Below are 13,920 nucleotides of genomic sequence, written 5' to 3'. Positions count from 1 at the left end.
TGAGCGTGGCGCACACGGTCTCTCCCCCTGATCATGGCCGGGGATGTGTGTGCCGGGGGGCTTCGAACAATCGAACACCACACCCCCTCATGCACATCGTCGGCAGGGCAGAGGTCGGTGTGGTCGCGAAGTTGGAACGCGCTTTCTCAGCCGTCGTTTTCAAGCCCCGACAAGAGGCTACGTACGCCGGGCCTGCTCAAGCGGCGGCGGTGCCAGTCCGGGTGCTGATGCGGCTGAAAGGCCCGATGGGGTGTCTGCGGAGTGGGTTCGGTCACGCGCAGCCAGCGCCCGAGTACTTTCCTGACGCAGTATTGGCACAGATCGGCCTGGACCCGATTGCCGTCACCGAAAACACTGCCGTAGCCGGCCGTGAAGTCGATGGAAATCCGTTCCTGGTTCTCGTCGTGGTCTTGCGTGCGCATCACGCGCCCGCAGCGGTCGCAGATGCACACCCGCTCTGGCATGGCTTTGATCTTGTACATGGTCCGACTCCTCTTACGTGAAATAGGGATGAGCGAGCACGTCCGGTTCAAGCCGAACCGGTTTCGCTCATGAGTAAGAGGGGAGCAATGAAGGCCCTGGACCCGGGGGTATTGTGACGCGGGAGCATGATTCTGCAAACACATGGCCACTCGAGTTCGACAGTTACGCTCGCAAGTGATTGTTTTTGCTAGAGCGCACTTTCAAAAATGCCACTACAACAGCGCCAACTGCTCCGGCGTCGCTGGTTTTGCGATTCCTAAGGCATGAAGCACCTCGTTCTGCTCCGTGCTGATGGTCGACACCCCCGCGACCGGCTCGCCGCCGTTCAGGCGCACGCGGTGATGCTGGATGCGCTGCAGTTGCTCGAGCGCCCGCTCGGGCGTGTAACCCGCGTCGGCGGCCTTGAGTCGGCTGCGCATCACCCGGTGCAGGATCAGCGCCATGAAGCAGATCGACGCGTGCGCGCGAATCCGCTCGGGCAGGCGGTGATACACCGGGCCGATCTCGATCTCGGACTTGAGCACCTTGAAGCCGCGCTCGATGTCGGCGAGCGACTTGTAGCGCTGAATCACGTTCTGTGCGGACAGGCCCTCGGCGTTGGTGACCAGCAGCAGCTTGCCGTCCATCATTTCGGCAAGGCGCTTCGCCTTCTCGTCGATGTGGTAGCTGAAGAGCTCCTCGGCCAGATCCACCTTGAGGATGCGCGACAGGTGCGCTTCGCTGACCGCATGGTAGAAGCGCGCCTTGGCGCCGCTGTCCGAGAGCTTGCGCCCTCGGTGCTTCACACCTTCATCCTGCTCCGTGAGCTTGCCCGTCCATTGGTCCGCCTGGCGGGTCAGCGCGTCGATACGCTCGTTGCGCTGCTCGGTCTTGGTGGCCGCAGCCACCGGGTCGTGCGCGACCACCAGCCGCAGCGCGTTCCAGGCCTGCTCCGCGATCACTTCCTGCGTGGCGGTGACACACTGCTGTTCGTGGAAGGGCTCGAGCAGCTCGATGAACTCGGTGTAGCGCCGGCCCGGCACCGCGACGATGAATTCGAGCGGTTTGCCGCTGGCCAGGCGCACGGCCTTCAGCGCCTCGAGGTTGTCCAGGCTAAGCAGCCCCCGGTCAGCGACCAGCACCAGGCGCTGCACCGAGGGGAAGCGCTCGAGCACCTTGGTGAGCGTGGGCAGCAGGGTGCGCGTCTCGGCCGTGTTGCCGTCGAACACTTCGTGGTAGATCGGCAGCCCCTCGGCGGTCTGCACCACGCCGAGCATGAACTGGCGGGCGATCAGCCCCTCCTTGGCCATGCCGTACTGGCGCACGTCGCCGGCCTGCTGGCTGAGCCCTTCGCTGCGGATCGTGGTGAGGTCGTAGAAGACCACCGACAGATCCTGGTCGATCAGCGGGCGCAGCAGCCCGGCGACCACCGCATCGACCTCGTCCTGATAATCCATCAGCGCATCGAGGCTGCGCAGCAACTGCTGGTGGGTGACCGCCTTCGGCCCGAAGTCGGGCAGCGCCACGGTCTGCACCCAGCGCAGCACGCCGAGCTTGGATTCGGGGTCGCACAGGCGGTTGAGCACCATCAGGCGGATCAGCGCTTCCACGTCGGTGGTGCGACGCGTGCGGCGAAACACCCGGCGCAGATCCGAGAACCCGAGCGACTTCCACAGCTCGGTCAGCGCCCACACGTTACCGAGCGCGCGCGCCGACTCGAACGACACCGTCGGCGCCGACGGCTTGGCGCCCATCGGCTCGCGGCCGGTGATCTTCAACAGGCCGTTGATCACTGCGTCGAGCGAACCATCGACCTGCTCGGCGCGGCCGAGCGTGGCGACGGTGCGCTTCTTCACTCGTCCCGCTTCGTCGCGATAGGACTCGACGAGTTGGACGTAGCGGCGGCCTCCGGAGGTGGTGAGCTTGACGTGCATGCCGCCACTTTATCGACCTACAAAGCGCCGTCAAGTTTGAGAGTGACTGTTACAAACGTGCCACCACGACACTTTTGCGATCGTCGCCTTCAAACCCGCGCCGGTGCTGGAGGCACTTTCCGAAAAGGGGCGAAAATCGGAGTGAAGTGTCGAACCCCGGTGGCCACGATGTCGTCAGGTGATGCGGGATCGGGCTTACTCCCAGCGGGCATCCAGGCCGCTTCAGTGCAGCACCCGGCTCCCGCCGCAGCACACCGAAAAGCCTCGTCCGCTCCCACACGGACAGGGCGCGTCCTCCTGCCACGCCGGAGTCTCCTCCCCGCGCGCCATCGCCGCCATCGCGCTCCTGACCTCATGCTCGGTGATCCGGTCGGCAATGGCCTCCAAAGTTTGAGGCAGCGCATCGGTGAGGGCCTCACACTGTGTCGGGCTCAGCGGCCTGTTCGGCACGGCATGGCGAAACCTCTGATCGACCTCGAGCGCGGGCTCCCGGGCCGCGGCGGCGAGTTGATGGACCGGCCACAGCAGGGTCTGTATGTCGGGCGCATCGCACAAAGGCCCCCAGCGGTCCCACGCGTGCGCGATCCCGCGCAGAAACCCCGCACACCAGACGCTGCCGTCCGAGCGCTCCTCATCCCGATGTGGGTACACCCGCACCATCGGCGCGAAGAGATACTCGGGGTCGTCGAGTTCGATGTCGATGCGGGTCATCATCTTGCCGACCAACTCGCCCACGCGCCGGGCCTGAGGGACAGCTTCCAGATCCAGTGGCAAGCCCGGCATCGGCTTGAGAATCCACGGCAAGATCGGTTCGACCCGCGGCTTCCCCCCGCTCATGACCAGCGCCGTCAGAAAGCCATGCAGGCCGTCGACCGGGAGCGAGGCGCTCACCCCCTCGACAGACGACAGCAAGGCATCCAGTTCTTCGAGTTCGGTTTCTGTCATCGTCGGGGGCGATTGCTTGTTCGGGCACCGATTCTACTGTCGAGGTCGATCAGCGTGCCGACACGAGGCACTGCCTCATTTGTAGGCAAATGCCACACCGCCAGACGCCATAGGTCCCGAAAAGACTTATCCACAGCTCCACTCACATCCCTGTCCCCATCGGCTGGGGACAAGGTTTGTGTGAAAAGTGCGTGCTCCATCACCGCGCGTGAGAACGATGTCAACGCTCAAAACACCACGGGCGAACTGCAGGGCATCGGGGCACGCGTGTGGTGTTCAACATGGAGGGCGAATCGGGTAGCGGCGGGATGAATATGGACTTTGCCGCCGAATGCCGATGTGACGATTGAAGAGGCTTGTAACCCCTGAGCTCGGTCAATCCCACTCGAATATATGCTATCGAAATCCCGGTTGCTGGAACCCAGAATTTCCGCTTCCGACCCACACCAGCCGTTGGGCGCTTCGTGGTTCGAATGGCAAGTAACCGAGTGAAGCCGCCGCCTCGCATGAGGTATTCGGGAGGCGAAGTTGGTGCTTCGTTCAATCAATGTAAATGCCGGTGGTGGATGTCCGGAAAGTGCGGGTGCCTGTAGGCCAGTGCCTCGTGGCGGTGCCGATGTTCATGTGGCTCTTTACTGTTCCAGGCGAAGTCGAGTTCGTGCTGGTGGTGTTCGTCATGGGTAGGCATTGACGTTCAACCCGGCGCAGACGCTATAAACCATGGTGACCGAGTGCCCGACCGCGAACAGGCTGACGTAGAGCGCGATGCCCTTGAGCTGGTAGAGAATGAAGATCACACCTGCCAGGAACAGCAGATGGTCGTAGCCGGTGACCATGTGCTTGGCGCCAAGGTCGGTGAAGGGCTGCAGGTGAGTGCACGAGATCTCCTGGATGTAGTCCTTGTCGCCCTCGGCCACGCCATGGGCGTGCGCGCGCGGTAGGGAACATGTAGAGCAGCGCGCCAGTGAAAGCGTGCAGCAGCGGGTGAGCGCAACCCCGTTCGGACGCCGGGGATGGATCGCACACAGCGCTTTGTAGTAGTTCAAACGTCAGGTTACAGTTCAGACGCTACGGCATCCCCGCTCAGCCCAGGAAGTCTGCCTTTGAGCTATCTCGCCCTTTTCGTCAGCCTGCCCACCAAGGCCGCGACCGACCGTATGCGGGTCTGGCGTTCGGTCAAGGCCTTGGGCTGCGCGACGCTGCGCGACGGGGTGTATCTGCTACCGGACTCGGCCGACAGCGCTGCGGTGCTGGACGAGGTGGCCGGGCAAGCGGTGGCGGCCGGGGGGAGCGGCGAGATTTACCGTCTGTCGGGGTGCGACGAGGCACGAGAAGACGCGCTGCGCGCCCTCTTCGACCGGGGCGAGGAGTACGCCAACATCGCCGGGGATATCAAGGACCTCGGGCGGATCCAGGCATCGCTCGACGGCGCCGTCGCCGCGCGCAAGCTCCAAGCGCTCGTGCGCCGCTTCGAGCAGGTGATACGCATCGACTTCTTCCCCGGTGAGGCGCAGCGACAGACCCTGAGCCTGCTCGACGATCTGCGCGATGCGCTCATCCGCCGCATGGCTCCCGACGAACCGACTGCCCGCCAGGCCGACATTCCAAGACGCGCACGCGCCGACTATCAGGGCCGCATCTGGGCCACGCGCGCACGTCCGTGGGTGGACCGGCTGGCCACGGCCTGGCTCATCCGCCGCTTCATCGACCCGAAGGCCCGCATCGTCTGGCTGGCGAGTCCCCGCGACTGCCAGGCCGACTGGCTCGGCTTCGATTTCGACGGCGCGACGTTCAGCCACGTGGGCGCCCGGGTCACATTCGAGACCTTGCTGGCCAGCTTCGGGCTGGAGGCGGAGCCCGCGCTGCTGCGGCTGGGCGAGCTGGTGCATTGCCTGGACGCCGGCGGGCTGCCGGTGCCGGAGGCGCCAGGCATCGAAGCGCTGCTCGCCGGCTTGCGGGCATCCGAGCCCGACGACGACGTGCTGCTCGGCCGTGCGTGCGAGATCTTCGACTGGCTGCTGCAGAACTACAAGGACAAGACCACGTGAACACCTCGCCCCCAACCCAGGCGCGACCTGCCCACCCCTCTTTCCGCGAGGCCTTCCTCTACTGGCTCACGCTCGGCTTCATCAGCTTCGGCGGCCCCGCCGGGCAGATCGCGATCATGCACCAGGAGCTGGTGGAAAAACGGCGCTGGATTTCCGAGCACCGTTTCCTGCATGCGCTCAACTACTGCATGCTGCTGCCCGGTCCCGAGGCGCAGCAGCTCGCCATCTACATCGGCTGGCTGCTGCATCGCACCTGGGGCGGCATCGTCGCCGGCGTCCTGTTCGTGCTGCCCTCGCTTTTCATCCTCGCGGCGCTCACCTACGTCTATCTGGCTTTCGGCGACCTGACCTTCGTGCAGGGGGTGTTCAACGGCATCAAGCCGGCGGTGGTGGCCATCGTCGTCTTCGCCGCCTGGCGAATTGGCTCGCGGGCCTTGAAGAACAATGTGCTCTGGGCGCTGGCGGCAGCGTCCTTCGTCGCCATCTTTGTCTTCGGCGTCCCCTTCCCCTACATCGTGCTCGTAGCCGGCATCCTGGGCTACATCGGCGGCCGGGTGATGCCGGACAAGTTCCGGGCGGGCGGCGGGCACGGGGCCAGCGACAAGGACTACGGCCCGGCGCTCATCGACGACGACACCCCGCCGATGGCCCACACCCGGTTCCGCTGGTCCTACCTCGTCACGCTGCTGATTGCGGCCCTGGCACTCTGGGTCGGGGCCATGGCGATGCTGGAGGATCCCGTGCTGCGCGACATGGGCGAGTTCTTCACCAAGGCAGCGCTGCTGACCTTCGGCGGTGCCTACGCCGTGCTGCCCTACGTCTATCAGGGCGGCGTGGAAACCTACGGCTGGCTGACCGGCACGCAGATGATCGACGGCCTGGCGCTCGGTGAGACCACGCCGGGGCCGCTGATCATGGTGGTGTCCTTCGTCGGCTTCGTCGGCGCCTGGACCAAGGAGATCTTCGGGGCGGATGCGCTGGCGCTCGCCGGCATGGCCGGTGCCACGGTGGCCACCTTCTTCACCTTCCTCCCCAGTTTCGTGTTCATCCTGGCAGGCGCCCCGCTGGTGGAATCCACCCACGGCGACCTGAAGTTCACTGCGCCGCTCACCGGCATCACCGCCGCCGTGGTGGGCGTGGTGCTCAACCTGGCCCTGTTCTTCGGCTGGCACGTCATCTTTCCGAGGGCAACCGAAGCCGCGCCGTTCGCCGGTGGCTTCGAGTGGTTCTACGCGCTGATCTCCTTGGCGGCCTTCATCGCGCTGTGGAAGTACAAGCAGGACATCATGAAGGTGATCGCTGCCTGCGGCGCCATCGGCCTTGTCTTCACCTATCTGCGCTGACGGCTTCAGCAACTTCCCAAGGCTGGAGGACAGACAGTGATGCTGCTCCCCGCCGGCGCCGCGCCCGAGGCGCGCCTGTTGCTGCTCGGGCGGGCGCTGCGGGCGTTCACCGACGGCTTCGTCGCCATCCTGCTGCCGGTCTATCTGCTCGCGCTCGGGCTCGGCAAGTGGGAAGTCGGGCTGATCAGTTCGGCCACCTTGCTCGGATCCGCGCTCGCGACCCTGGCGATCGGACAGTGGGGCCATCGCTTCATCCAGCGCCGCTTGTTGCTGGCTGCTGCCGGACTGATGACCGCGACCGGCCTCGTGCTGGCCGGTCTCGGTGGCATGGGTGGCATTGGCGCATTCTGGCCGCTGCTGATCGTCGCCTTCGTCGGCACGATGAACCCCAGCTCCGGCGATGTCAGCGTGTTCCTGCCGCTGGAGCATGCCCGGCTGGCGGCCTCGGCGCAGGGGGAGGCGTGCACCTTCCTCTTCGCACGCTACACCTTCGTTGGCGCGTGCTGTGCGGCCCTGGGTTCGCTGGCGACGGCTTTCCCCGAGGTCCTGACAACGGCCGGCGTATCCCAGCTCGACGCGCTGCGCCTCATGTTCGTCGCCTACGGGCTCGCCGGCGTGGCGATCTTCTTCCTGTATCGCGCATTGCCGGATTCATCCGGACAAGACCAGGCCGGACCGCCCGCAGCCCTGGGGCCGTCGCGCGGCGTCGTGATCAAGCTGGCGGCGCTGTTCTCGGTTGACGCCTTCGCCGGCGGCTTGATCGTCAATACCTTGCTCGCGCTCTGGCTGTTCGAACGCTTCGAGCTCTCGCTCGCCGCCGCCGGCCAGTTCTTTTTCTGGGCGGGGCTGCTCTCGGCGGCCTCGCAACTGGCCGCGCCCTGGGTGGCACGGCAAATCGGCCTGATCAACACGATGGTGTTCACCCACATCCCGTCGAGCGTCTGCCTGATTCTGGCGGCCTTCGCCGAGAGCCTGCCGACGGCGCTCGCGCTGCTGTTCGTGCGCAGCGCCCTGTCGCAGATGGACGTGCCGACGCGCTCGGCCTTCGTCATGGCTGTCGTCACACCGCAGGAGCGCGCTGCGGCCGCAAGCTTCACTGCCGTGCCCAGGAGTCTCGCGGCTGCGGCGAGCCCGGCGATCGGTGGCGCGCTTTTCGACGCCGGATGGCTTGCGACACCGCTGGTGGCCTGCGGGCTGCTCAAGATCGCCTATGACCTGATGCTGTGGCGTACGTTTCGGCGATCCGAGGCAGCGTCCCGCGAGGGCAAACACGACCAAGGAGCTCTCTAGCCTGTCGCAGCACGGACCGAACGACGGGCGTCGAGCTCAGTCATGCCCCAGACGGGTTGCGTCTCTTTCATCTGCGATATACCCTACCCCCCTATTGTATTTAGCGAAAAGCCATGAGCCATACCGTTCGTGACAAATCGAAGCTGCTCGCGCGGGTCCGCCGCATGAGCGGGCAGATGGAGGCGCTCGAGCGCGCGCTCCAGGCCGAGAAGGGGTGCGCCGAGATCCTGCACCAGATTGCTGCGGTACGCGGCGCCATCAACGGACTGATGGCGGAAGTCCTCGAGGAGCACGTCCGCACTCACGTCGCCGACCCCGCGATCACCAGCGACGCAGCGCGGATGCTGGGGGCCGAGGAACTGATCGCCGTGCTGCGCACCTACATCAAATGAGAACCGCCATGCATCTGGAGAACCTGTCCAACTGGACTCATGAGCACGTCTTCGATAACGGCAACGCTGCTGCCGAACGCAGTACGTGGCTCGTGATGTGGATCACTGCGGTGACGATGGTGATCGAGATCGGTGCGGGCTGGTGGTTCAACTCCATGGCCTTGCTGGCCGATGGTTGGCACATGAGTTCGCACGCCTTCGCGATCGGCGCCTCCGCGCTGGCCTACGCTGCCGCCCGGCGTTACGCGACCGATCCACGCTTCGCGTTCGGCACCTGGAAGATCGAGATCCTGGGCGGCTTCGCAAGCGCCATCTTCCTGCTCGGCGTCGCGGTGATGATGGTGGTCGGGTCGGTAGAGCGCATCTTCTCGCCGCAACCCATCCAGTACCGCGAGGCGATCCTGGTCGCCATCCTCGGGCTGGCGGTGAATGTGGTGTGCGCACTGATTCTCGGCAAGGCGCACCATCACGATCACGGTCATTCGCACGACCAGGGTCAGGACCACGCACATGATCACGACGATCATCACGATCTCAACCTGAAATCCGCCTATCTTCATGTCATCGCCGATGCGGCGACTTCGATACTGGCCATCGTCGCCCTGCTCGGCGGCTGGATGTACGGCTGGGGATGGCTGGATCCGGCCATGGGGATCGTCGGTGCGGTGCTGGTCGCCATCTGGGCCAAAGGCCTGATCATCGCCACCAGCAAGGTGCTGCTCGACCGCGAGATGGATCACCCGGTGGTTGACGAGATCCGTGACGTCGTCGAGGGCGCGAGCGCTTCAGGCGATACCCGGCTCGTCGACCTGCACGTCTGGCGGGTCGGCAAGCAGTCGTATTCGTGTGCGCTGTCGGTGGTGACTCGCGACCCGACGCTCACGCCAGAGCGCGTGCGGCGCCGTTTGTCGGTGCACGAGGAAATCGCCCATTCGACGATCGAGATCCATCTCTATCCCGACGAACCCGTTCCCTCGCGAGCGGACCCGCTATCTGGCTGACCCCGCGCTGTTGCCCGTTGGCTGCCGCAGGAGAATTTTCGCGACGGTAAGCGCGATAACCCGCAGATGGTCATTGGCCTATTGTGTGCGAGTGACGGGGCCCGATCGCAGTCGAGGTCCTTCCGAGCCACACGGCCGATCCAGCAGCGCCGTCGTCATCCTGGCGTCGCCCAATGCACTGCACCATTCCGAGCTTCGGGCTGCGCGAAAAATGCCTTCACGAATCCGAGCGGCTTGGGGACGAAGGCACGACCCCTGGCCAAAGTGGATCATCGGGCGGCCGGGGGGAACACCGAGCGCGCGTATTCGCTTACCGCCCGCGCCGCGGGATGCGACAGGCGCCGTTCGGCGGAGATCAGAAAGAAGCGCTCGCGAATCTCGGCCGTCTCGCCGACGTAATCAAGGCGATAGTGCTCAATCACATCGGCGACGCCGGAAGCAGGCACAGGGAAAACCCCTGCACCAGCCTCTCCAAAGGCCTTCATCAAGGCGCTGTCAGCGAACTCGCCGACGACATGAACGCGAAGCCCTTGCCGCTCGAGCCAGCGTGGCAAGGCCACGTGAAGCGCGCTGTCCCGCCCCGGAAGCAACAGAGGCGCGCCATCGAGGCTTTTCGGAAAGCCTGGGGCAAGTTCCGCCGCAAGGGCGGGTGCGGCGAGGAAGGCGACCCCCGACTCACCGAGCGGGTGACTGAAGCCCCGAATCTCCGTTCCCGGAGGCATCGGACGGTCGGCCAGCACGATATCGAGACGATGAATCGCCAACTCGGCCAGCAAGCGATCGAGCCGATCCTCCTCGCACACGAGTCGGACTGGCTCCGGCAGCGACAACACCGGAGACAGGAAGCGGTAAGCCGCGAACTTCGGCACCACATCAGAAATACCCACCCGAAAGGTGATGAAACGCTCCTCCGCACCACCCTTGAGCAAATCTTCGAGTTCACTGCCAGCCTGAAAAATCTCCTCCGCATAAGACAGGGCGAGACGCCCCGTCTTCGTCAGTTCTAAGCGGCGCCCAACCCGATTAAACAGGGTAATCCCGAGACGCGCCTCGAACTGCGAAAGCTGCCCGGAAAGTGTCTGCGGAGTCAAATGTAAGCGCTCGGCGGCACGAACGACACTTCCAGCGCGCGCAACGCACTGAAAATAATGAAGATGTTTGTAGTTAAGCACTCTTATGCCATATTCTAGATCGTAGATTTTTTCGATGATAAGCCAGATCTTTATCTGCTTGTCGCGATTATTTGCAGGCCTCACACTTGCTCTGACAATTTACCTGACGGAGGCTTCATGAACATTCAGATCCATGCCAAAGACTTCTCCCTGACCGAAGCGCTGCGCGCGCATGTGACTCGGCGTCTGGCGTACGCGTTGAATCACGGCCAAGATGTTGTATCGCGCACATCGGTACGCCTCACAGATGTGAATGGTTTGCGTGGAGGCGTAGACAAGAGTTGCGCGATTGAAGTACGAATGAAAGGTGCAGCAGACCTGATCGTCGAGGACGTGCAGGATGACATCTACGTCGCCATTGACCGCGCATCAGAGCGCATTGGCCGACTGTTGGACCGCAGGCTCGCCCAGCTACGTGAGCACGCGGGCGTGGCACGCCGCGACCGCGAGTCGCTCGTGGTTGGGGATTCTGACTGACGATTGGGGATCGATAATGCAAAAGATGCTCTGGCTTGAACTGCTTCAAAGCGGTGCATCCGGCTTGCTCCGAAGGCGACGCGGGTTGTTCATGGGCTTCGCCGGCGGGGGATTGATCGTCTTCGCCCTCCTGATCTGGGCGGGAATCGCGCTCTTGGGCTGGATGTGGGGAACGGTACAGCCACTGATAGGGTCCGCCCCGGAGCTTGCGCGGTCGGTCACGGCTCAGGTCGAGCAGGTGTCACCGCGGATCGGCGAGACCCTGCGTGAGGTGATCCCCGGCGCCACCGTTACACCAGCGCTTGACGTGTCGGGGAGCGATATCGGCCCGGTGATCCGCTTTCCCGGTCTCGTCCGCACAGAGTGGCAACGCGAAGGTGCGCGCATTACAGTGCGCTACGAAGGCCGTGCAGTCCATGCGTCCGTACTTGATCATTACCGCACCGGCTTTGTCGGGCAAGGTTTCACTCAAGAGGTGCTCTCGGCGTCAATGGAAGCGGAAAGGCATGTATTCACGAAGGATGACGAGAAAATTGAGTTCGCGATAGAGCGCCTCGAAGACGGAAGGATTGGAGTAACACTGACCACCGCAGACCTCTCACGTCCTGGTGCGCAGCGAAACACCCGGATGAGTTGAAGCTTGTGCCACCACATATTGCGACCGGCCGCTCCCCCTGTGATCGGCAGGCCGCGCAACCAGATGGAGCTAACCTGTGATTCTGGCAACCGAAAAACGCGTTCTGTTTACCGTGATCACCGAAGCGACGCTTGAACAGCCCTTGCTGCGCGAGCTAGATCGCTTGGGCGTTCGTGGCTACACCATTTCTGACGCCCGCGGCAAAGGCAACCGCGGCGTGCGTGATGCTGCTTGGGGGGAGACCGCGAACATCCGAATCGAAGTCATTTGCACTCGCGAACTTGCCGAACGCGTGCTCGAGTTCCTGCACAAACACTATTATGCCAACTACGCGATGGTCGCATTCGTGCAGGACGTAGAGGTCATTCGCCTCGACAAGTTCTGACCATGCCCCATCGGCACCGAATGTTCGGAGACGGGGTTGTCCAGACAACAGCATTCATGGGGGGGGATCATGATGAGTGCGATAAAACGGATCCACGCAGCAACCGATTTTTCTGAGCTGGGTAACGAAGCAGTGCGTCGAGCAGCGATCATCGCAGCACGCGAGGATGCGGAATTGCTGGTGACCCACGCGTTCCCCCGGCAGAGTGCGTTTGACGCCGTCTTTGCCGGCGAACACGACCTTCAGGATCGGATGCGTGCCCTAGCCGAGGAAAATCTCGCTGCGCAGATCAAAGCGGCGCAAAGTTGCGGTGCGACTCGTGCTCGCGGTGAGATCTTGACCGGCTCCGCGCGTCGTGTGCTGGCGGAGACTTCTGACATCTTTCGCCCAGACCTTTGGGTGATCGGAGCGCACGGCAGCGGTCTGTTACAACAGTTCCTGCTCGGCGGTACAGCAGCGCACATTCTGAACAAGGCCTCGTGTCCGGTACTGGTCACGCGCAGGGCGGTCGAAGGAGACTATCGTCGTGCATTGGCTGCGGTGGACCTGGGCCCACGCTCAGAGGCGGTGTTGCGCGCGGCCTTGATCGTGGCGAAGCACGCCGGGGTCAAGTTGCTTCATGCCTACGCTGCGCCATTCGAGGCCAAGTTGCGGAACAAGCGCTTCCCAGAAACCGAAATCAAGCGTCTGGCGGAAAGGGAGTTCCTTGTTGCCCAGCGCAACCTCGATGCCCTCCTTGCTGACCCGGAGCTGGTCGGGATCGACATTGAGAGCGAACTCTCACACGGAAAACCCAATACGGTCGTGCCAGATGCGGCTCGCGCACTCGGCGCGGACGTGATCGTTGTTGGCAGACACGGGGGAGGCCGTATTCGCGAGTCCTTGATCGGGAGCGTTCCGCGCTTTCTTGCCTATTACGCCCCCTGCGACGTGCTGGTGGTCTAGTTATCAGTCATCAAGCTCGGCGCAGCCCATCCAGTTGCCCCTAAATCAGAACGTTGCCGACTGACTTCGAGCCAGATCGCTCTGAACACCGACTGTTCGACCTTCAGTCGCATTGCGACCGGGCAGGTTATACGGATGATGAGCATGAGATGCTCAGGATCAACAAAATCCCAGAGCACCTTGATCCGGCCTGACGAGTAGGAGATGAAGTCCTCGTTCGCGAGTTTACGGAAGTGCGCTTCAGCCTGCTCCTGCCATTCACGGGTCGCAAGTTCTGCAGCCGTTCTAGCGGTGTCTTCGATGCTGACAAGGTCGCACACCATCGCAGCCGGAACGGGAACCCTCATCAGGTGCAGCACGTATTCGCCGGTGGGCGATACATTCTTGACCGGTGTGGTCAGCAGCAGGCCGTTGGGAAACTCGACAACCTTCCCCGTGACTTGCCCTGCATGGCCATACTCGGCCAAGGTGGTCGCGAACATGTCGATATCGACGACTCGGCCGCTGAACAGGCTGGATTCAATAAAGTCTCCTACCTTGAAAGGCCGGACCAGTGTCAGATAGAGGTAGCCGAGCACACACATCAGCAGTTCCTTGCTGACGATCAGCATAGCACCCGCGACCGCAGCGAGTGACAAGGCAAAGCCCGCGATCGTTGACGCCCAGACCGAAATGATCACGAACAATACGACAAACCAGATGGTGTTGCGGACCCACACCAGGTGAACCCGACGCTTCTCGTTGGAGATGACCTCTCCGCGCGCCAGGTAGCGAGCCCAAAGATGTGTCAGCGTGGCGCCCACCAAAACCATAAGGACGGTTGCGATCGCCCTCTCCCATTGACCAGGAATGGCAATGAAGAGGCGCTCGAGGCTATCGATTGGCATGC

At 63.4% G+C, this 13,920-nt stretch carries 15 protein-coding genes; 9 read left to right on the top strand and 6 right to left on the bottom strand.

Features of this window, described 5'->3' with window-relative positions:
• Nucleotides 1-146: 146 nt before the first annotated feature.
• The 4 genes from Tchl_RS17885 to Tchl_RS18215 form a co-directional block, all read right to left on the bottom strand.
• Nucleotides 147-482, bottom strand: coding sequence for a hypothetical protein (locus Tchl_RS17885; protein WP_075146747.1), 336 nt, complete (start codon nt 480-482; stop codon nt 147-149).
• A 213-nt stretch (nt 483-695) separates the two neighbouring features.
• Complete coding sequence (locus tag Tchl_RS01005) at nt 696-2,396, bottom strand: IS1634 family transposase (protein ID WP_075146746.1); 1,701 nt, start codon at nt 2,394-2,396, stop codon at nt 696-698.
• Between the two features lie 222 nt (nt 2,397-2,618).
• Nucleotides 2,619-3,341, bottom strand: coding sequence for a UPF0149 family protein (locus tag Tchl_RS01000; RefSeq protein WP_075146745.1), 723 nt, complete (start codon nt 3,339-3,341; stop codon nt 2,619-2,621).
• Nucleotides 3,342-4,015: 674 nt separating this feature from the next.
• Nucleotides 4,016-4,387 carry a HupE/UreJ family protein gene (locus tag Tchl_RS18215; RefSeq protein WP_269745236.1) on the bottom strand — a complete coding sequence of 124 codons (372 nt, stop codon included), beginning with the start codon at nt 4,385-4,387 and terminating at the stop codon, nt 4,016-4,018.
• A gap of 57 nt (nt 4,388-4,444) precedes the next feature.
• Here Tchl_RS18215 and Tchl_RS00985 point away from each other — a divergent pair, with 57 nt between their 5' ends.
• From Tchl_RS00985 to dmeF, 5 genes are all read left to right on the top strand, one after another.
• Nucleotides 4,445-5,389: a chromate resistance protein ChrB domain-containing protein gene (locus tag Tchl_RS00985; protein WP_002931369.1), complete on the top strand. Its 945-nt coding sequence runs from the start codon at nt 4,445-4,447 to the stop codon at nt 5,387-5,389.
• On the top strand, nt 5,386-6,732 hold the full coding sequence (chrA, locus tag Tchl_RS00980) for a chromate efflux transporter (RefSeq protein WP_002937755.1): 1,347 nt from the start codon (nt 5,386-5,388) through the stop codon (nt 6,730-6,732). Before Tchl_RS00985 ends, chrA begins: the two co-directional genes overlap by 4 nt.
• A gap of 39 nt (nt 6,733-6,771) precedes the next feature.
• The gene (locus Tchl_RS00975) at nt 6,772-8,022 is read left to right on the top strand and encodes an MFS transporter (RefSeq protein ID WP_002937759.1); all 1,251 of its coding nucleotides are present in this window, start codon (nt 6,772-6,774) and stop codon (nt 8,020-8,022) included.
• Between the two features lie 113 nt (nt 8,023-8,135).
• Entirely contained in the window at nt 8,136-8,414 is a 279-nt protein-coding gene (locus Tchl_RS00970; protein WP_002931374.1) for a metal/formaldehyde-sensitive transcriptional repressor, read from the top strand.
• 8 nt (nt 8,415-8,422) lie between these two features.
• Nucleotides 8,423-9,415, top strand: coding sequence for a CDF family Co(II)/Ni(II) efflux transporter DmeF (gene dmeF, locus Tchl_RS00965; RefSeq protein WP_002937760.1), 993 nt, complete (start codon nt 8,423-8,425; stop codon nt 9,413-9,415).
• Between the two features lie 269 nt (nt 9,416-9,684).
• Here dmeF and nhaR read toward each other — a convergent pair whose 3' ends face one another.
• Nucleotides 9,685-10,671 carry a transcriptional activator NhaR gene (gene nhaR, locus Tchl_RS00960; RefSeq protein ID WP_002937762.1) on the bottom strand — a complete coding sequence of 329 codons (987 nt, stop codon included), beginning with the start codon at nt 10,669-10,671 and terminating at the stop codon, nt 9,685-9,687.
• A gap of 33 nt (nt 10,672-10,704) precedes the next feature.
• On the opposite strand from nhaR, the gene hpf reads away from it, so the two are divergent.
• The 4 genes from hpf to Tchl_RS00940 all read left to right on the top strand — a co-directional run bounded on the left by hpf (nt 10,705) and on the right by Tchl_RS00940 (nt 13,031).
• Nucleotides 10,705-11,064, top strand: coding sequence for a ribosome hibernation-promoting factor, HPF/YfiA family (gene hpf / locus Tchl_RS00955; RefSeq protein ID WP_075146744.1), 360 nt, complete (start codon nt 10,705-10,707; stop codon nt 11,062-11,064).
• Between the two features lie 16 nt (nt 11,065-11,080).
• Entirely contained in the window at nt 11,081-11,701 is a 621-nt protein-coding gene (locus tag Tchl_RS00950) for a hypothetical protein (RefSeq protein ID WP_002937764.1), read from the top strand.
• A 76-nt stretch (nt 11,702-11,777) separates the two neighbouring features.
• A complete protein-coding gene (locus Tchl_RS00945) occupies nt 11,778-12,086 on the top strand; it encodes a P-II family nitrogen regulator (protein WP_002931382.1) in 309 nt (102 codons plus the stop codon).
• A gap of 69 nt (nt 12,087-12,155) precedes the next feature.
• Nucleotides 12,156-13,031 carry a universal stress protein gene (locus Tchl_RS00940; protein ID WP_031347445.1) on the top strand — a complete coding sequence of 292 codons (876 nt, stop codon included), beginning with the start codon at nt 12,156-12,158 and terminating at the stop codon, nt 13,029-13,031.
• On the opposite strand, the gene Tchl_RS00935 is transcribed toward Tchl_RS00940, so the two are convergent.
• Nucleotides 13,028-13,918 (bottom strand): mechanosensitive ion channel family protein, encoded by an 891-nt coding sequence (locus tag Tchl_RS00935; RefSeq protein ID WP_075146743.1) that lies wholly within the window; start codon nt 13,916-13,918, stop codon nt 13,028-13,030. The two genes, Tchl_RS00940 and Tchl_RS00935, sit on opposite strands and share 4 nt — an antisense overlap.
• Nucleotides 13,919-13,920 lie beyond the last annotated feature (2 nt).

The sequence above is a fragment of the Thauera chlorobenzoica genome, from assembly GCF_001922305.1.
GTDB classification, from domain to species: Bacteria; Pseudomonadota; Gammaproteobacteria; order Burkholderiales; family Rhodocyclaceae; genus Thauera; species Thauera chlorobenzoica.
This window is presented reverse-complemented; position numbering and strand designations above follow the sequence as displayed.